The organism is Kushneria konosiri (genome assembly GCF_002155145.1).
Classification (GTDB): Bacteria; Pseudomonadota; Gammaproteobacteria; order Pseudomonadales; family Halomonadaceae; genus Kushneria; species Kushneria konosiri.
Genome location: NZ_CP021323.1, coordinates 1,036,950 through 1,054,321, shown reverse-complemented (window position 1 = coordinate 1,054,321; position 17,372 = coordinate 1,036,950). Strand labels below are relative to the sequence as shown.

Annotated in this window: 18 protein-coding genes and 1 riboswitch; of the genes, 11 read left to right on the top strand and 7 right to left on the bottom strand. The window is 58.4% G+C overall.

Going from position 1 to position 17,372, the window contains the following annotated elements:
• The first annotated feature begins 175 nt into the window (after positions 1–175).
• From fhuE to B9G99_RS04910, 9 genes are all read left to right on the top strand, one after another.
• Entirely contained in the window at positions 176–2,293 is a 2,118-nt protein-coding gene (gene fhuE / locus B9G99_RS04950) for a ferric-rhodotorulic acid/ferric-coprogen receptor FhuE (protein ID WP_086621006.1), read from the top strand.
• Positions 2,294–2,402: 109 nt separating this feature from the next.
• The gene (locus B9G99_RS04945) at positions 2,403–2,789 is read left to right on the top strand and encodes a putative signal transducing protein (protein WP_086621005.1); all 387 of its coding nucleotides are present in this window, start codon (positions 2,403–2,405) and stop codon (positions 2,787–2,789) included.
• A gap of 55 nt (positions 2,790–2,844) precedes the next feature.
• A complete protein-coding gene (locus B9G99_RS04940; protein ID WP_086621004.1) occupies positions 2,845–3,096 on the top strand; it encodes a type II toxin-antitoxin system Phd/YefM family antitoxin in 252 nt (83 codons plus the stop codon).
• Positions 3,093–3,347, top strand: a complete 255-nt coding sequence (locus B9G99_RS04935; RefSeq protein ID WP_086621003.1) for a Txe/YoeB family addiction module toxin — start codon at positions 3,093–3,095, stop codon at positions 3,345–3,347. The genes B9G99_RS04940 and B9G99_RS04935 overlap by 4 nt, the downstream gene beginning before the upstream one ends.
• A 615-nt stretch (positions 3,348–3,962) precedes the next feature.
• Positions 3,963–4,478, top strand: coding sequence for an MltR family transcriptional regulator (locus B9G99_RS17280; protein WP_418268954.1), 516 nt, complete (start codon positions 3,963–3,965; stop codon positions 4,476–4,478).
• 101 nt (positions 4,479–4,579) lie between these two features.
• Positions 4,580–5,299 carry an FRG domain-containing protein gene (locus B9G99_RS04925; protein WP_086621001.1) on the top strand — a complete coding sequence of 240 codons (720 nt, stop codon included), beginning with the start codon at positions 4,580–4,582 and terminating at the stop codon, positions 5,297–5,299.
• A 179-nt stretch (positions 5,300–5,478) separates the two neighbouring features.
• On the top strand, positions 5,479–6,507 hold the full coding sequence (locus B9G99_RS04920; RefSeq protein WP_086621000.1) for a DUF5677 domain-containing protein: 1,029 nt from the start codon (positions 5,479–5,481) through the stop codon (positions 6,505–6,507).
• A 358-nt stretch (positions 6,508–6,865) separates the two neighbouring features.
• Entirely contained in the window at positions 6,866–7,648 is a 783-nt protein-coding gene (locus B9G99_RS04915; RefSeq protein ID WP_086620999.1) for a carbon-nitrogen hydrolase family protein, read from the top strand.
• Positions 7,649–7,743: 95 nt separating this feature from the next.
• Positions 7,744–7,933: riboswitch (cobalamin riboswitch) on the top strand.
• 39 nt (positions 7,934–7,972) lie between these two features.
• Positions 7,973–8,656, top strand: a complete 684-nt coding sequence (locus B9G99_RS04910) for an energy-coupling factor ABC transporter permease (RefSeq protein ID WP_086620998.1) — start codon at positions 7,973–7,975, stop codon at positions 8,654–8,656.
• A 417-nt stretch (positions 8,657–9,073) separates the two neighbouring features.
• On the opposite strand, the gene B9G99_RS04900 is transcribed toward B9G99_RS04910, so the two are convergent.
• Together B9G99_RS04900 and B9G99_RS16930 are read right to left on the bottom strand one after the other, a co-directional pair.
• The gene (locus B9G99_RS04900) at positions 9,074–9,739 is read right to left on the bottom strand and encodes a LysR substrate-binding domain-containing protein (RefSeq protein WP_227875935.1); all 666 of its coding nucleotides are present in this window, start codon (positions 9,737–9,739) and stop codon (positions 9,074–9,076) included.
• Between the two features lie 124 nt (positions 9,740–9,863).
• Positions 9,864–10,025 carry a LysR family transcriptional regulator gene (locus B9G99_RS16930; RefSeq protein WP_211329628.1) on the bottom strand — a complete coding sequence of 54 codons (162 nt, stop codon included), beginning with the start codon at positions 10,023–10,025 and terminating at the stop codon, positions 9,864–9,866.
• Positions 10,026–10,120: 95 nt separating this feature from the next.
• Between B9G99_RS16930 and B9G99_RS04895 the strand changes: the two genes are divergently transcribed.
• Entirely contained in the window at positions 10,121–11,050 is a 930-nt protein-coding gene (locus B9G99_RS04895) for a DMT family transporter (protein WP_086620996.1), read from the top strand.
• Positions 11,051–11,188: 138 nt separating this feature from the next.
• Here the strand turns inward: B9G99_RS04895 and B9G99_RS04890 are convergent, their stop codons facing one another.
• The 4 genes from B9G99_RS04890 to B9G99_RS04880 all read right to left on the bottom strand — a co-directional run bounded on the left by B9G99_RS04890 (position 11,189) and on the right by B9G99_RS04880 (position 15,016).
• Positions 11,189–12,607 carry an aldehyde dehydrogenase family protein gene (locus B9G99_RS04890; RefSeq protein ID WP_227875991.1) on the bottom strand — a complete coding sequence of 473 codons (1,419 nt, stop codon included), beginning with the start codon at positions 12,605–12,607 and terminating at the stop codon, positions 11,189–11,191.
• A gap of 12 nt (positions 12,608–12,619) precedes the next feature.
• The gene (locus B9G99_RS17165; protein WP_257789368.1) at positions 12,620–12,751 is read right to left on the bottom strand and encodes a hypothetical protein; all 132 of its coding nucleotides are present in this window, start codon (positions 12,749–12,751) and stop codon (positions 12,620–12,622) included.
• 14 nt (positions 12,752–12,765) lie between these two features.
• Positions 12,766–13,638, bottom strand: a complete 873-nt coding sequence (locus B9G99_RS04885) for an NAD(P)-dependent oxidoreductase (RefSeq protein WP_227875934.1) — start codon at positions 13,636–13,638, stop codon at positions 12,766–12,768.
• Positions 13,639–13,711: 73 nt separating this feature from the next.
• A complete protein-coding gene (locus B9G99_RS04880; RefSeq protein ID WP_086623292.1) occupies positions 13,712–15,016 on the bottom strand; it encodes a DUF3100 domain-containing protein in 1,305 nt (434 codons plus the stop codon).
• A 229-nt stretch (positions 15,017–15,245) separates the two neighbouring features.
• On the opposite strand from B9G99_RS04880, the gene murI reads away from it, so the two are divergent.
• Positions 15,246–16,076 carry a glutamate racemase gene (gene murI / locus B9G99_RS04875; RefSeq protein WP_158521444.1) on the top strand — a complete coding sequence of 277 codons (831 nt, stop codon included), beginning with the start codon at positions 15,246–15,248 and terminating at the stop codon, positions 16,074–16,076.
• 47 nt (positions 16,077–16,123) lie between these two features.
• Here murI and B9G99_RS04870 read toward each other — a convergent pair whose 3' ends face one another.
• Entirely contained in the window at positions 16,124–17,368 is a 1,245-nt protein-coding gene (locus tag B9G99_RS04870) for an MFS transporter (RefSeq protein ID WP_086620993.1), read from the bottom strand.
• Positions 17,369–17,372: the final 4 nt, after the last annotated feature.

The following is a 17,372-nucleotide window of genomic DNA, read 5'->3' as shown; positions in this document are numbered from 1 at the left end:
TCTCTGGTTAACTTCAAATATTTCTATGGTTAACAAATGGCGGGGTCATAACACTTTTTTCAAATGAAAATGAGAATAATTTTCGCATGAGTTGACTTTGCATCTGGAGGCTCATCAAAATCGCGTGGCCATAACACCGATAACCGGCGCGCCAGGCGCGTCAGCAAGGGACACCATGAAAAAGCCATCCTGCGGTCGTCACGCCCTGACGATCGTGACCACCGGCGCCTGCCTGATCACCCCCGTCATGGCTCAGGCCGATGACACCGCCATCAATACGGTTACCGTCACGGCCACCAGTCTTTACGACAGCGTGGGCTATACCCGGCGCTCGATCAGGGCTGGTACACGCCTGTCTCTCTCACCGAAGGAGATTCCGCAGTCTGTCAGTGTGGTAACCGAGCAGCGCATGAAGGATCAGAACCTCAACAATGCCGAAGACATCCTGAACAGTGCGACGGGTATTTCTGTCTCACCCGTTGACAGTACCCGGCGAAGTTTTTATTCCCGCGGGTTTTTCATTAACACTTACCAGTTCGACAACATCCCGACGACGGTTCAGGGTCAGTGGTATATGGGGGATGCGGCGCTGGATAGCGCCATCTATGACCGCGTCGAGATCGTTCGTGGCGCCAACGGACTGCTGACCGGTGCCGGCAATCCGGGCGCCTCGGTCAACTTCGTGCGAAAGCATGCAGACGCTCGCGAGCCCACGGGAACCATTTCCGGTGAGTTGGGAAGTCGGGGGCATGGCCGTACGGTGATTGATGCGCAGACCCCGTTGACCGACTCAGGCAACGTGCGGGCGCGCTTTGTCGGCGGTTATGAAGATGGCAACGGGATTCTGGACCGCTTCAGCGAGCGCAAGAAGTTTGGCTACGCCGTGATTGATGCGGATGTGACCGACAGTACGACCGTATCGCTTGGGTATGAGTACCAGAATACCCATCAGAACGATGTGACATGGGGCGGGTTACCGATGCTTTACCGCGATGGTGGCCGTACGGATTTTGATCGCGATTTCAGCGTCGCGCCTCGCTGGTCCTTTTATGATTACGATTCACAAAAGGTCTTTGCCGAGCTGAATCATCAGTTCGATAACGGCTGGGAGCTGCGAGGGGTGGCCACCCATGCAACGCTCGATAGCGACAGCAGGCTTTTATACATGTATGGCTTTCCTGACCGCCAATCCGGACTGGGACTCAACAGCGGGGCGGGACGATATGAAAGCACACGTCGAATGGACGCCGTGGACACCTACGTTAATGGCCCCTTTGAACTGCTTGGCCGTGAGCACGAGCTGGTCGCGGGCCTCAGCTACAACCGTCAGCACACCCGCCATACAGGTGCCTACCTGCCTGTTGATACATCATCGGTAGATATTCACCGGTTCAACGGTCGCATCGATGAACCCGAGTGGGGAGAAATGAACACTCAGGTGGATGACGTGACTCGACAGCGTGCCTTTTATACGGCTGCCCGACTATCTTTGGCCGATCCGCTGACCCTGATTCTTGGCGCGCGATATACCGACTGGCAAAACGATGGCCTGCAATCCTCTCGACATCATGAAGAAGTCATTCCCTATGGCGGGCTGGTGTACGACATCAACGATACCTGGTCGGCCTTTGCCAGCTACACCGAAATCTTCATGCCGCAGGACTATCGCGACAGCAGTGGTGCCTATCTTGATCCCATTACCGGCAAGAACTACGAGACCGGTCTCAAGGCAGGCTGGTATGACGACCGTCTGACAGCGTCCTTCTCCATATTCCGCCTAGAGCAGGACAACGTCGCCCAGGCCGATGGTAATACCACCGTACCGGGCACCGGAGACCAGGCCTATACGGCTGCCAGAGGGGTTGTCAGCGAAGGATTTGATTTTGAACTCAACGGCGCCGTGACTGAGCGTCTCGACACAACGCTGGGCATCACTCGCTACACTGCGAAAAACGATGAAGGTGGCGTCAATACCAACCAGCCGCGGACACAGATCAAGCTTTTCTCGAGCTATCGCGTTCCGCAATGGGAGAAGCTGACCGTTGGCGGCGGTGTGAACTGGCAGAATCGCACCTTCAGCGATATCGCCAACCCGGACGGAGGCACCACGCGTGTTCAGGAGGGCAGTTTCGCAATAGTGGATCTGTTCGGGCGTTATCAGTTCACGCCTGATCTGTCGCTACAGGCCAACATCAAGAACCTGTTCGACAAGGAGTACTATGGCTATCTCGGTACCTATGGCGTCTATGGGGCGCCGCGCAGCGCCACGGCGACGCTGACGTACTCGTTCTAACCTCCTTGCCATGGCATACACGGCTGACAATTCTGTCGGCCGTTTAATTCGTATCCACTAAAGTGACCGCGCTACACTGGGGTGACCGCCATGCTCGTGGAGTTCTGTCATGTCCACCGGTCCGCTCGTGACGCTTGCCCGTGTCACCTTTCCCCATGAAGCCCATTTGCTCAAGGGGCTGCTTGAATCCCGCGGTGTTACGGCCTTCATCATCGACGAGCATCTGATGACGATGCAGTGGATGTGGGAGACCGCGCTGGGCGGCGTGAAAGTGCAGGTTGCCCCGCGGGATATTGAGGCCGCCCACGAAGTGCTGGCGGACTATCAGGCGCATCGGCTGGCCATGTCTTCGCCCGCGTTTGAGGCTTCGACACCGCCTGGTGCGATGCACTTTTACGGCTGGCGGGCGTTGGTCATTGCCTGCTGGGCGACGACCGGTGTGGTGTTTCCATTACCGTCAGTATCTCGAAAATGCCTGCACGACCGGCAGCAGTGAAAAGCCATTGCGCGCCTTATTGGTACGTACAAGAATCTGTACAGGAGAAAACATCGTGGATGCCATCAGCTATACCGCTGCCAGAAGCCAGCTGTCCAAAACCATGGAACAGGTGTGTGAAGACCACGCGCCCATCGTCATCACGCGCAGCAAGGCGCCTTCGGTGGTCATGCTCTCGCTGGAAGACTACGAGGCCCTGCAGGAAACCGCCTATCTTCTGCGCTCACCCAAAAACGCCCGCCGCCTGCTGGAGTCCATGGCCGAGCTGGAGCAAGGCGACGGTCAGAAAAAGGCGCTTCTTGAGTGAAGCGCCTGTTTTCCGAGAATGCCTGGGAGGATGACCTGTACTGGCAGACAACCGACAAGAAGGTGCTCGGGCGCATCAACAAACTGATCAGGGAAATCCAGTGCCAGCCATTTGAAGGTATGGGCAAGCCGGAGCCGCTCAAACACGGCTTTTCAGGTTATTGGTCCCGGCGAATCAACGACGAGCATCGAATTGTTTATAAAGTGACAGACGACGCGCTGATGATTGCGCAGCTTCGATATCACTATTAAGGATGCATACCTTCTGTCGGGTCAGTCCGCCGTAGTACCAGAGCCGTTATCATCATCAACGGGCAGGATATCCAACGCCCCCGCCATGATTTAAATATTCGATAGCGCTCTCACCCGTTTCATTCGTATCACCCTGCATTAAGCGTCGACGCCTGGTTCGTGGCACCTCATGATCGCCACCAGCTCATTCACTGGCCTCACGTGTTTTTCCTGACCCCTCCAAGCCATCTCTTCAAGGGATGGCTTCAATCTCGCGACCTTGCCGCTTTTTGACGATCAACTATAGATCGGCGCTCGGCATGCATCGACCAATAGCCAATGTAAAGATAAGTGACATTTAGTTGACGTGCATTAGTATGGTCTTTTTGAGGTTATGGGCTGTCGCCGAATACACCCCATCACGCTTGATGCTGCATGTACATGGTTTGAAGATATGTGGAGTCAGATCGTGGTGAATATCAGTTTATTTGCAGCTTTATATTTAATGCGAATGAATGCAATCGAAATTTGAATAAAATGTCTTCTAACGACCCAGAGTGGCCCTTCCTGCAGAGGCTGCGTGCGAGTTCAAGTAAATATACGAGTCTGCAGTGTAATACCTTCTAAGGGCAAAAGGTGAGTCCAGTGCGCGATGAGGACGTGAACTATTTCTCGCAGTTCCTCGGTGAATTTCAGGGTGAGACTGATCGAGGATCAGCCTTGGTCGGTGCGGCTTTAATTGATGAGCGGCTACATAGACTTTTGGAGTCTCATTTTATCGAATGTAAGGAATCCAACGAATTAATCAAGGGAAGTAATGCTCCCCTTGGTTCGTTCAGCACACGTATAAAAATGGCGTATTGTCTAGATCTGATCACAGAGCTTAAGTACAAGGAGTGTGAGCTTATCAGGCGCATCAGAAATGAATTCGCTCATCAGGTTCATGGACTCACATTTACAGACAACAAGGTATATGACCTCTGTAATAACTTGCACGCGAATACGCCGGATGGGACCAGATTAGACGGTAATGCACGTCAGCTATACATTAACTCGGTTATCTTAGTGTCGCTTGCGCTGTGGTATCGCCCTGAGTACAACAAGCCAGACCGGGCTAGGCATCGTGAGTGGAGCTATCAACTAAGCTCTTAACAAGGCCAGGTAATGCGACGCCTTATTCGTTGCGGATTCGCCTCCACTACAAAGCCGCGCATGCTGTCGGCGTTGAAATTCAATCAAGTGGCTGAGATTTAATGAGTGAAATCAGAGTGTCTGACGATACTGTTCATTACAGCGCAGGTTCTCTTCAAGAACTACAAGCTATTTTTCGACAGTACCGTTCGGTTGAGGGCGTTGGCGGCTGGTTATTTCGAGGGCAAGCAGACGAAAGCTGGCCTTTGGTGCCCAAAGTTGGGAGATCCGAATTTGATTGTCGTGGTGGATCCGACTGGGCAATGTTTTCGATATGGCGGAATAAAGCCATCGCCTACGACAGACTTCCGGAAAATGATTTGGAATGTTTAGCTATTGCTCAGCATCACGGATTGGCCACGAGACTCTTGGATTGGTCAAATAACCCGCTAGTGGCTACGTATTTCGCCTGTAAAGAGAAACCTAATAAGGATGCTGCTATCTATCTATTTTTTCCAAGCAACGTGATCGAGGAAGAGCGCTTTGACTACAGAGAGGAAAAAGAGATAAAGCATTATATTCCTCGTGGGTTGGCGGCAAGAATCGTAAGGCAAAACGGAAGATTTACTTATCATCCAAATCCTAGAGAGTCAATTGAGTTTGGTGAAATTGGAAAGCCTTTTATCGGCCAAAGGCTAAAAAAGATAATAATTCCTTGCGCGGACAAGCAAGAAATCATTGATGAGTTAAATCTATACAATATCAATGAGGAAGGAATTTTTCCTGATTTAGATGGTCTTTCTAGGCACTTCAACTGGCTGAAAGCTAAGAAAAGAGTTTAACTAGGGCTGCTGCCGGCTTTTTTCGCTGCTGCTCCAAGCCGGCGGCTGAGCATAGGTGTTAGCTGATACTACAGGGCTTGGCATGTGTTTAAGCTGGAAGTGTATGCATGTTTCAGGCGCCGGACGTCCTCCTGCGTCGGGTGCCGCATATTTTGTCGTTATGAAAAAAGAGCCTTCGAATGGAAACGTTTCACAATCAGTTGATCAAAGTCATTTCTGAGATGGAAGAGGCCAATCCTGTGGAATGTCGGGATATCGACATTGAAAATATCATCTCGGAAATAACGCCAGAAATTGTTGCAAGCCTAAAGAAATCGTTGCAGAAGACGACAGGCCAGATGTTGTGGGAGCGGAGGAGGCTATCGACCCAATTTGAGGCTAGAAATCTAGAGCGGTGGCGAGAAGGGTTTGACTTACTGGAGACTCACATCGTCATTTGTACTGAGGCTGGTGAAGAATTCAACAAATCGTATCGACCAGAAGCTGTCGAAAACAACGACTTAGTTCTTGACGTTGTTGTCCGACAACATGCGCGTGCATGTCACATAGCACAAGAAATTTTATGCCTGTTAAAGTCCGGGTTTCCTGATGCGGCGCATGCTAGGTGGAGGGCGCTTCATGAGGTGAATTGCACTGCAATGTTTATTGTCAAGCAAGGCCAAGATTGCGCGGAAAGGTTCTACTTTCATGATGTTGTAGATTCATACGACGCTATGCGTGAGCATAAAAAATACGAGAACCGGCTGCAGGAAAAAGGCCCCTCACAGGCAGAAATTGACGACTGCAAGAAGGAATATGATGAACTGATCAGAAGGTATGGTAAGTCTTTTTCACAGCTTTACGGTTGGGCTGCGCACATATTCCCAAGCCATCAGCGCGTGGGTTTTGCTGCAATTGAAAAGAACGTAGGATTGGATCATATGCGTCCGTACTACAAATGGGCCAGCCAGAATATTCATGCTAGTTCGAAAGGCATGACAAGTCGGTTAGGGCTGTGTGAAGCGAGACATGATATCCTGCTGGTGGGACAAAGCAACTCAGGCATGACAGATCCAGCGCACGCGACAGCCATCAGCTTGTATCAGATCACTACAACACTCCTATGTCTTAAACCAGCGCTTGATCATATAGTCATGTGTAAGATTGCTGGGGAATACGAGCAGGCAGTCGGGGATACGTTCCTTCGAATTAGCCAATCAAAATCGTAACAAGTTGCTTCACACGGATAAATTACTCGCCGCACTCCTAATTTAACTATGAGTAAAGCGGTATGGATAAGAATGATCTCAATGGCCGCTCTTGGCCGAAAGCAACCCGTCTCCATTCCTCGCCTGAACAACAACGTTTTATTCCTGCTTCTTGGTCACGCGCTTTTTTGGTCCCTAAAACGCTAATTTTCTATTCGATAGCGGCGAAACCGCTGCTTCTTCCCCATGACACGCCACCAGCTATAGATTAGATGCCCCTCCGTTTCAATAGATCCTGAAAGCCATGCCTTCTCTTTTGTGGTGCCCCTGAGGTTTCATGTCCTGTATTCCAGCCCTTGTGAAGAGGATGCGAGTGGATATGCCCTCTGAAAATGCAGGCAATGTCGTTGTCGCTCTGGCGCAGCCGCCGGTTATCCGCGGTGCCGTGGCGGAGAATCTGACCACGCATCTGCGCTATATCAAGCATGCCGCCCGGCACGACGCTGATGTCATCGTCTTTCCCGAGCTCTCGCTGATTGGTTACGAGCCTGATCTGCTGGAAGCGCTTGCCATGCCATACGATGCCGAGGCGTTCAAAACGCTGTCTGCTGCCGCGGTGGAGAACAATATGGTTGTGATCGCGGGTGGTCCGCTGATCAACGACGGCGGCAAGCCCCGCATCGGGGCGGTCATCTGCTTTCCCGATGGGGCGCGTACGTTTTACGCCAAGCAGCACCTGCACGATGGGGAGGAGGCGTACTGCTCGCCGGGTGATGAAGCCTGTCTCTTCACCGTCAACGGCGTGCGCATCGCACTGGCGATTTGCGCCGATTTTGTCCACACCATTCACAGTGATGCCGCTTCCGCCCGGAAGGCGGCGGTGTATCTTGCCAGTGTGCTGATTTCAGACGGCGGATATGAGGCGGATGCTCAATGCCTTGCCGGCATTGCCCGGCGTCACGGAATGCCGGTGCTGTTTTCCAACCATATCTCCGACACCGGTAGCTGGCAGACCTGCGGCAGAAGCGGCGGATGGAACGCACAGGGGGAGCGCCTTGTTGGCGCCGACGGACGTGAGGCCTGCCTGGTCATCGCTGCGATCCGCGATGGCGTGCTGGAGGGCGCATCAGGGCGCGTTATCGCGATGGACAGCGTGGCCTGATCAGCAGGAGCGGCGATCAAGCGCTGTCGTCCGGGCACTGTCTCTTTATCAGACATCGCTTTAAAAAGGCGTTGCCTTCCCCGAGCCCACCAGGCATAGAATGCAGGTGACATGGTGTTGAAGCGGCCCTGCCGCTTCAAATGAAAAGGGAACGTGGACAAGCCACGGCTGCCCCCGCAACTGTAAGCGATGAGCCCGCCTCACACGCCACTGGCCACTGCCGGGAAGGCGAGGCAAGGGTGATGACGCGCAAGCCAGGAGACCTGCCATGTCGACTTCCATTCATCTCATCCCTGCACGGTGGGTGCAGCAAGGATCAATCGCATGCATATCGAACCGGGCGTCGTCACGGGCGCCAAAATCCTGTTGAGTTACGCCACCGCGGCCGGTGCCTTCGGGCTGACCGCGCGTCTGGCACGGCACACGCTGGAAGGCCGCGATGGCTTCACGGCGCTGATCGGTCGCAGTCTTGTGGCCACGCTGTGTGTCTTCTGCTTTTTCGAGGTGTTGCCTCACCACGCTGTGGGCGTGTCAGAGGTCCACCTGATTCTGGGCTCGACCCTGCTGCTGCTGTTTGGGGCTGGCCCGACGGCGATCGGCCTGGCGCTGGGGCTTTTGATTCAGGGGCTTTTCTTCGCGCCGTTCGACCTGCCGCAATACGGCATGAACGTGACCACCCTGATCGTGCCGCTGTGGGGCATCAGCGTGCTGGCCGGACGCCTGATTCCACGCGATACGCCCTACGTTGAGGTGACCTATCGACAGGCGCTGGCGCTTTCCACCGCCTATCAGGGCGGCATCGTGCTCTGGGTCGGCTTCTGGGCCTTCTACGGCGAGGGGCTTTCGGCGCAGAGCCTCGTCAATGTCAGCACGTTCGGGGTGGCCTACATGAGCGTGGTCATTCTGGAACCGCTGATCGATCTCGGCGTGCTGGCGCTCGCCAAATGGCGCACCGGCATGACACGCGGGCCGCTGTTCAATGCCCGGCTGCATCGCCCCGCGCTCTGAAAGACGCTCGAGACGCATGATGACAAAGCCCACCCAACGGTGGGCTTTTTGGTTCTGTGCATCAGTCGTGGTTAATGTTTTCTTGATGGTTTGGCTCATGACGAATTAGGCAAAAGTTGCGTTGTTGATATTTGCAATCAAGCTACTGTTAATTTGTCTAATCAAAGGAGCGCTTATGGCCGTCAAGCACATACCGACCGGTGTTGTTCATAAAGGCAATAAAGGCGGGAAAACCGGCTGCGGTTTTGACACGAAAGACCATTCAGATCATTGGGTGTCTTCAGGCAGTAGAATTACCTGCGACAAGAATGGTTGTAAAAATTGAATGGCCGACCGGTTTTTACTCTAAAGCCCACCCAACGGTGGGCTTTTTATTTGATCAACAACCATGCGGCCCGGCCAATAGAGGTGCTGGGCTCAGTGGGCCTTGTTCGCCTCACCGTCGAAGACGGTGGCTTCTTGCAACAGCCAGTCGACAAAACGTGCCACGGCAGGCGACGCTTCACCGATCGCCGGGGTCAGCAGGTCGTAGGTCATGGGGGAGGCGAGGGCATGCTGTTCGCCGAAGGGGCGAATCATCAGTACGCCGCTGGCCAGCCGGTCCATCACCAGGGGGAGACTGGCCAGCATGAGGCCCCGCCCGGCAATGGCCTGGTCCACGGCCAGCCCGGACAGCGAATAGCGCCTTTGCGGCGGCGACACCTGATTGGCGACGCCGACTGTCTCGAGCCATGTCTGCCAGCCCGGGACGGTGGCGCTCTGTGGAGAGTTCCAGGCCACTTCCAGCAGGGTGTGACGGGCCAGGTCGGCGGGCTTCATGGGCTGACCGTGCTGTTTGAGCAGTGCAGGGGTACAGACGGGGAACAGCTCATCGCCCAACAGCCGGTAATTCGTCACGTCCGGCCAGGGGCCGCGGCCATAGCGTATCGCCAGACGCGCCCCGCTGCCTCGCCAGGTGGGGACGATCAGGGCGTCATTGGACTCCAGTGAAATATCGAGACCGCCAATCCGGGCCTCAAATGTGGCCAGCCGTGGCAGCAGCCACAGCTGCAGGAAAGTGGGCGGTGCGCTGAGCGTCAGCATCGGGGTGTGTCGCGCACTTTCCCGAGCGGTTGAGACGCCCGCGGCGATCGTTTCAAGACCGCTGTCGATGTCCCGGGCCAGCTGCCGTCCGATTTCGTTGAGCTGGACACCGTTGGCATGTCTCTCAAAAAAACGTAACGCCGAGCCGGTCTTCGAGTTGTTTGATCTGACGGCTGACCGCACCGGGCGTCACCCCCAGCCTATTGGCAGCGTGCTTGAAGCTCTGCGTGCGGGCCGCCTCGGCAAAGGCGCGCAGCGCATTCAGGGGGAGGCGTTCGATCTTCATGGGTTGAGTTTTCCTGAGCCTTGATCTCCAGATTAATCGTTTGGCGACGGCCCCGGCAAATGCTCCACTGAAGCCTGTGACCGACAGGAGGCCCTATGCAGAACACCGGACAGACAACGCCCACCCTATCGACAGGCAGCCATTCGGCGCGCCGGCGGCTGGACCTGCAGGCCAGCGCCCTGATGGTGCTGTTTTGCATCGTGCTGGGCGCTCAGCAGGTGGCCATCAAGATGGTGGCCGAGGACATGTCACCGCTGTCACAGGTGGCCCTGCGCTCATCGCTTGCGGCCGTGCTGGTGGCGGCGCTGGCCTGGTGGCAGGGCATCCGGCTGCGCGATATGCGCGCGCAGCTCGGCCCGGGGGTTCTGGTGGGGCTGGGATTTGCCGCGGAGTTCTTGTTTGTGGCCTGGGGGCTCAACCATACGCTGGCCTCTCACATGTCGGTGTTTCTCTACACGGCTCCCGTTTTTGCGGCCGTGGGGCTGCACCTGTGGGTGCCGGGCGAACAGCTGACACGACGACAGTGGATCGGTGTTGCCCTGGCCTTTGGCGGTATGGTGCTGGCGATGGCACCGGATACCGATATCGACAATGCCGGTGACATTCTGCGCGGTGATCTACTGGGTCTGCTGGCCGGTCTTGCCTGGGCGGCCACGACGCTGGTGATCCGTCGTTCATCGCTTTCCGAGACGCCGCCGGTCCAGACATTATGCTATCAGCTGACCGTTGCGGGTCTGCTGTTGCTGCCCGCCACGATACTGCTGGGCGATTTTGGGCGTATTCAGTTCACGGGCGCAGCGCTCGCCAGTCTGACCTTCCAGACGCTGGTCATCTCCTTTGCCGCACTGCTTTTGTGGTTCGCACTGCTCCGGCGCTACTTTGCCTCGCAACTGGGGATCTTTTCGTTTCTATCCCCGATTTTTGGCGTGCTGTTCGGGGCGTTCTTGCTCGGCGAGCCCCTGACGATCAACTTCCTGGCGGGCGGAGTGCTCTTGCTGGTCGGTCTGGTTGTCGTGACGCGATAGAGAATGGCGTGCTGTCTTCATTCAAGCTCAGGGGCACACCCAAGCTCAGGGGCACACCGAAAAGCGTTCGCGTGATCCCGGCATGGCAGCACAAAAAAGCCCACCAAAAGGTGGGCTTACAGGTCTCATGGGAAAGACTCACCCCACGCCGTTGCCATACCCCATCGCCACGCTTGCCTGCCCGCCGGTTTCCACCCAGACGCTCTGGGGCAGGGTGTACTCCTTCAGGCCATCCAGACCGCTGGAGCGCCCAAAGCCGCTGTCGCCGAAGCCGCCAAACGGCGACATGACGTTGATCGCCTTGTAGCTGTTGATCCAGATTGTGCCGGCCCGCAGCTTGCCGGCCACGCGATGGGCGCGGGCGACATCCTGTGTCCAGACAGCACCGGCCAGCCCAAAGCGGGTGGCATTGGCAAGGCGGATGGCCTCGGCTTCGTCATCGAAGGGCATGGCGACCAGCACCGGACCGAACACCTCCTCGCAGGCAATGGCTATGTCGGGGGTCACATCGGCCAGAATGGTAGGCGCCAGATAGTAGCCGCCGGTCCCTTCGGGCAGCCCCTGTGGGCGATGGCCGCCGGTCATGAGGCGGGCGCCGGATTCGATCGCCGTATTGATCATGGCCATGACCCGTTCGAACTGCCGGGCGTTTTGAAGCGGTCCCATGCGGGTGGCATCGTCTTCCGGCAGCCCCACCGGAATCTGTGCCGCGGCGCGTCCCAGTCGTTCAACGACCTCATCGAAGATGTCGCGCTGAATCAAAAGACGTGATCCCGCCACACAGTTCTGCCCGGCAGCGGCAAAAATGGCGGCCTGAGCGCCGGCCACGGCGTCATCGAGTCTGGCGTCATTGAAAATGATGTTGGCGGACTTGCCGCCGAGCTCCAGCACGCTGGGCACCAGGCGGCGCGCGCCGGCCTGGGCGATCATCCGTCCGCTTTCCGGCGAGCCAACAAACACCAGCTTCGAGATGCCGTCATGATCGGTCAGGGCGGCACCGGTGGTCGGCCCCACGCCGTTGATAATGTTGATCAGCCCCTTTGGCAGCCCGCCGCTTTCCAAAAGCCCTGCGATCACGACTGAGGTGAAGGGCGTCAGCTCCGAGGGCTTGAGCACGGCCGCGTTACCGGCCGCGATGGCGGGCGCCAGCTGCCAGGCGCAGGTGAACATCGGCGCATTCCAGGGCGTGATCTGACCGACCACGCCATAGGAGACGTGGCGCACATAGTTGAGATACGAGGTGGGCACCGGGATCACTTCGCCATGCTGCTTGTCACACCAGCCGGCGTAGTACTCAAACATTTCGCGCACCTTGCCGACTTCACCACGACAGTCGCTGATCGGCTTGCCGGCCACCACGCTTTCCAGCTGCGCCAGTGACTCTTCCTGTCCTTCCAGCGCCCGAATGGCGGCATTCATGTGTCGGCCGCGGGCGCTGGCGGTCAGGCCCATCCATTCGATTTGTGCACGCGTGCCGGCGCTGACGGCTCGTTCAACCAGGGCCTGGCCGGCATCGAAGTAGCTCACCAGCGACTGACCGGTGACCGGGTTGCGCAGTGTGATCGTTTCTCACTGGCCGACGACGGCCTGACCGTCGATCCAGTTGGTAGCCGGTGCCTCACTGCGAGACAGGCCAAAGTGATCCAGCAGGGCCTCAAGGCGTGCCTTTGCACGCTCATCCTGTGCAGAGGGGGTCGACATGACAGTATTTCCTGTTACTTGCGGGCGGTGGCGAGAAGGGCATCGGCGATGCGGTTGAAGTCTTGTTGATCCTCGATGTCGCGCGCCTCGTGCCAGCGCTCGACCACATGGTTCAGCAGGGCCCTTGGGGTGTCCAACTGCTCGGCGGCGTCACGGGCCAGACGAAGGTCCTTGCGCATCAGGCCGGTGGTAAAGCCCGAGTCAAAACGCTCCGAGAAAATCCATTCGGGGAAGTTGACCTCCCTGACGGCGCTGCGCCCCGAGCCGCTGTTGAGCCCGGCCAGACAGGCCGCTGGATCAACCCCGGCTTTTGCCGCCATGGCGACGGCCTCGCCGGTGGCGATCAGGTTGGCTGCACACAGGTAGTTGTTGGCCAGCTTGACCACATGGCCGCTGCCGGCCGGGCCCACGTGGGTATAGCGGGCCGACAGGGCCTCAAGCACCGGGACCACCCGCTCGATGGTGGATGCCTCACCGCCGAGCAGCACGCCCATCTTGCCTGTGGCGGCGCCCTTCGGACCGCCGCTGACCGGAGCATCCAGCCATTCAAGGCCGGCGTCCGTGACCTTTTGTGCCAGGGCGCGGCTGACGACCGGGTCGCTGGTCGAGGTGTCCATCACCACACTGCCACGCGCGGCGTGCTCGAGAAGCCCGGGGCTTGATTCGATCACCGTGCGAACATGATCGGAAGTGGGCAGTGACAGCAGATAGACCTCGGCAGAGGGCAGCGCGGCGTCGCTGGCCACATTCAGACCCTGATCGCTCAGCCGCTGTCGCGCCTGTTCGCTGGGGTCGATACCCGTGACCTCAAAGCCGGCGCGCTTGAGCGTGAGCGCCATATTGCCCCCCATCTGCCCCGGGCCGATGACGACGATCTTCATGGACATGCGTGTCTCCGTAATGCGAAAGGGATCAACGTGGGTGTGGCACGCCGGTAAAGGTGTGCCACACCGTTGCGGGTTAAAGCAGGATCTGGGCGACCACTGCCGAACCGAGATAGGTGCCAGTGAACACCAGCAGCGACACCAGCACCAGCTTCCAGCCGGTACGGCGGAACATGCTGAACTCCTGCTTCGACAGGACGAAGCCGGCGTAGGCGAGCACGGGCGTGACGATGGCCAGGAAGTTGACCTGCGACAGCTGCGCTACCACCCAGGCATTACCGGGAAAAAACGGCAGGGTCATGACAATGCTGACCAGCGATATCCAGGCAATCGCCGGCAGGTAGAAGGGCATGGCCCGGGTGATGAGCAGTCCGATCAGACTCATGACGTAAAGAATGATCATGCCCGGCAGGGCGCCCCAGAGCGTGCCGGCGCTGATCACATTGGTGATCCAGCCCACCACGCAGACGGCTGCCAGCATCATCGCGGTCCGGCCGATCTGCTGCTCGGGGCGAAGTTCAGCCGCCGCCTCTGTGGCGCTGTCGGCATCGGCGGGATTGATAGAGGCAGTCGCCTGGCGTTTGGGGCTGAGCCGCTTGTAGAGCCACTCCGCGACCGGCAGGGCGATAAAGAGCGACACATAAAGGCCGGTGGCATAGGTCAGGAGATTACTGGCCCCGGCAAAGGCGAACAGCTCCTCGCGCATGGCAGGAACGGCCTCGGCCAGCGCCCCTGAACAGGCCGCCACCATGCTGCCGCTACCCACGCCACAGGCCATCGCCAGCGCGCGCGGGTCAAACCAGCCCGCCGAGCCGAGAAAACCGGCCATCAGCGCAAACCAGAGGGTGCCGAACATGGTGCCAACCACGTAGACCCCCATCACGCCGATCCCTTCCGGACCCTTCAGGCCATAGCGGTCCGAGATGATTGCGATATTGGGTTCACGCGCAATCGAATAGGTCGCCCCGATCGATTCGCGACCCATTTTCAGCACCAGCAAGGCAAACGGCAGGGCGATCAGCATGGTGCCCAGATTGCCCAGTTCCTGAAGGATCAGCGCTGGCCCGGCACTGATGATCTGATCGATCGATGGCCCGATGGTAGACCCAAAGCGGGCAATGAACGGCATGATCGCAATCAGGATCAGCGGGGAGGCTGCATCGCTCAGGCGTGGCGGCACCAGCGCATGAAACTGGCTGGAAAGATGCGGGTTAAGGGCAATGGCCAGCAAAAAGGCATAAAACAGCGGCAGCAATAACAGCGTACCAACGCCCAGCGGAATCTTGATGATGCCGATCCACTCGGCAATCAGCGAGAGGATAACCACCAGCACATGCAGGCGCAGAAGATCGAGCGGAGACGCTCGGGTGACAGAAGTCATGGCAATGTTCCCATTGTGTTGTTTGGTGTACGGCAGGTCATGACCGGCCGGCACCTGTTGTATGGGGCTCGTGTTTGTCACGAGAATTGACAGTATCAATGACCCGGCGGCAATGGGGAAGCACGGCGATGTGTCGCTGAGATATTCTTCTGCATTGGCATGATCGGACGTCATGCTCGACATACACATGACCATCCGATACTCGAACCGGGAAGCAGGCAAAACAGTCATGCAGAAGACGCGAGCCATCTGGCTGCTGGATTCCGGCATTGGCGGACTGACCATTGCGCGGGCCATTCGCCATCGCCTGCCGGGACTTTCGCAGCACTACATCGCTGACAGCGCAGCGTTCCCCTATGGCAATCTTGATGCCGAGGCACTGATCGCTCGCGTATGCGATCTCATCACACGGGCTGTAGCGACTCGTCCTGTCGATGCGGTGGTGATCGCCTGCAACACGGCCTCGACCGTGGTGTTGCCGGCACTGAGAGAACGGCTGTCGATCCCGGTGGTGGGCGTGGTGCCGGCGATCCGCCCGGCGGCTGCGGCCAGTCGCAGCGGTGTCATCGGCGTGCTGGCCACGCCGGGGACGGTGAAAAGTGCCCATGTCGCGACCCTGATCGAGCGCTTTGCCGGTCACTGCCGGGTCGTGACGGTAGGCGCGCCGAACCTTGCCGCACTGGCCGAGCAGTACTGGCGATCAAACACACTCGATGGTGACGCGCTGGCCGCCGAGCTTTCTCCCCTGCACGCTCCCGAGTGGCACGCCCTCGACCAGCTGGTGCTGGGCTGCACGCACTATCCGCTGCTGCGAGCGCCCATTCAGGCGCAGCTGGGCCGCCACGTTCAGCTGGTCGACTCCGGTGACGCCGTCGCCCGGCGACTGGAGGCGATACTCGATGATGCTTCGCTGACCCGGGGAGAAAGCCGTGATGGAAGCTTTCACATCACCGGTCGGCAGGTGCTGGACGCCGGGCTCGAGCAGCGGATCGGGGCGGAGGGATTTGGCGAGACCGTGACGTATGCCCATAAGCCGGGCGTGCCTCTTCCCGGTCGTTAACCACAGATAGCGCACGCAGAACGACAGGCAATGATGGCGCCGAGAGCCTACACCGACACTGAAGAGGCGTCCTCGATCGGGCGGGTCTCGCCAACGCCCCACCAGAAGATCAGCGGCGCTGCGCATCCAAACGCTGCAAGAAAGAGAAAGCCGCCGACATAGCCGCTGGCGTCCACCACGACCCCGGCGACCAGGTTGGAGGCCGCGGCGCCCAGCGCAAACAGCGTGCCCAGCACGCCGACCGTTGCATTGTAGCGCCCGGTGCCATGGGTCAGGTCGGCGGCCACAATTAGCCAGAGCACGCCGAAGATGCCGGCGCCGATGCCGTCCAGCGCCTGTACCAGCAGCAGCCAGACGGGATCGTTACTGACGCCATAGAGCAGGCCCCGCAGCGGCAGCGCGATCAGGCCGATCATGAAGACCGGTCGTCGCCCCCAGCTGACGGCCCTGCGTCCCGCCCACCAGGCCACCGGGATCATCACGAGCTGGGCAATGACGATGCAGGCCGACATGTACAGCGAGGCGGCGTCCTTGTCGCCGATCGTCAGGTACTGGCCGACCAGCGGCAGCATGGCGGCATTTGAAAAGTGAAACAGGGTCAGCGTGGCGCCAAGCATGAGCACCTGTCGATGGCGCAGGACCGCCATCACACCGGTGCCTTGCCGGGGCAGCGTTTCATCGGCCATCGCGCCCCGGGCGGCGGCGTGATCGATATCCTCCTCACGAATGGCGAGCGCGCTGATCAGGCTGCCGCAGGCGAACAGCACCAGGGAATAAAACAGCCATTCGACGCTTAAAAAATGCGCCAGCAGGCCGGCGAGCAGCGCGGCCACCACGTTGCCGGCGTGATTGAAGATTTCATTGCGGCCCTGGCGCTCCGGGAAGCGCCGGCTGCCGACCATGCCCAGCGTGATCGCGGCAACGGCCGGCAGCAGCAGCGCCGCACTGACGCCCATCAGCGCCTGCAGCAGCAGGATAGAGGGCAGATTAACCAGCGCCGGCAGCGTCATCAGCACGCTGCACACGGCGACCACGAGCGTGGCCAGAGCGGTCAGCAAACGCTTGTGTCGGGTAACGTCCAGCAGCATGCCGGCCGGGCTCTGCGCGATCATGGTGGCAAAGGTCATCGCCGACATGGCCATGCCGATCTGCCCGGCACTCCAGTCAAAGCGCGTCAGCAGGTAGATGCCCAGAAAGGGCCCGACGCCATCACGGACATCGGCCAGAAAGAAGTTCAGGCCATCCAGCCCGCGGCGGCTGCGAGGGGTGGGCAAGGCAGTGTCGTGGCTCATGCGT

Coding starts and splice junctions, on each gene's coding strand:
- fhuE (WP_086621006.1), top strand. CDS start 176: ATGAAAAAGCCATCCTGCGGTCGTCACGCCCTGACGATCGTGACCACC.
- B9G99_RS04945 (WP_086621005.1), top strand. CDS start 2,403: ATGTCCACCGGTCCGCTCGTGACGCTTGCCCGTGTCACCTTTCCCCAT.
- B9G99_RS04925 (WP_086621001.1), top strand. CDS start 4,580: ATGAGTGAAATCAGAGTGTCTGACGATACTGTTCATTACAGCGCAGGT.
- B9G99_RS04920 (WP_086621000.1), top strand. CDS start 5,479: ATGGAAACGTTTCACAATCAGTTGATCAAAGTCATTTCTGAGATGGAA.
- B9G99_RS04915 (WP_086620999.1), top strand. CDS start 6,866: ATGCCCTCTGAAAATGCAGGCAATGTCGTTGTCGCTCTGGCGCAGCCG.
- B9G99_RS04910 (WP_086620998.1), top strand. CDS start 7,973: ATGCATATCGAACCGGGCGTCGTCACGGGCGCCAAAATCCTGTTGAGT.
- B9G99_RS04900 (WP_227875935.1), bottom strand. CDS start 9,739: ATGCTGACGCTCAGCGCACCGCCCACTTTCCTGCAGCTGTGGCTGCTG.
- B9G99_RS16930 (WP_211329628.1), bottom strand. CDS start 10,025: ATGAAGATCGAACGCCTCCCCCTGAATGCGCTGCGCGCCTTTGCCGAG.
- B9G99_RS04895 (WP_086620996.1), top strand. CDS start 10,121: ATGCAGAACACCGGACAGACAACGCCCACCCTATCGACAGGCAGCCAT.
- B9G99_RS17165 (WP_257789368.1), bottom strand. CDS start 12,751: ATGTCGACCCCCTCTGCACAGGATGAGCGTGCAAAGGCACGCCTTGAG.
- B9G99_RS04885 (WP_227875934.1), bottom strand. CDS start 13,638: ATGTCCATGAAGATCGTCGTCATCGGCCCGGGGCAGATGGGGGGCAAT.
- B9G99_RS04880 (WP_086623292.1), bottom strand. CDS start 15,016: ATGACTTCTGTCACCCGAGCGTCTCCGCTCGATCTTCTGCGCCTGCAT.
- murI (WP_158521444.1), top strand. CDS start 15,246: ATGCAGAAGACGCGAGCCATCTGGCTGCTGGATTCCGGCATTGGCGGA.
- B9G99_RS04870 (WP_086620993.1), bottom strand. CDS start 17,368: ATGAGCCACGACACTGCCTTGCCCACCCCTCGCAGCCGCCGCGGGCTG.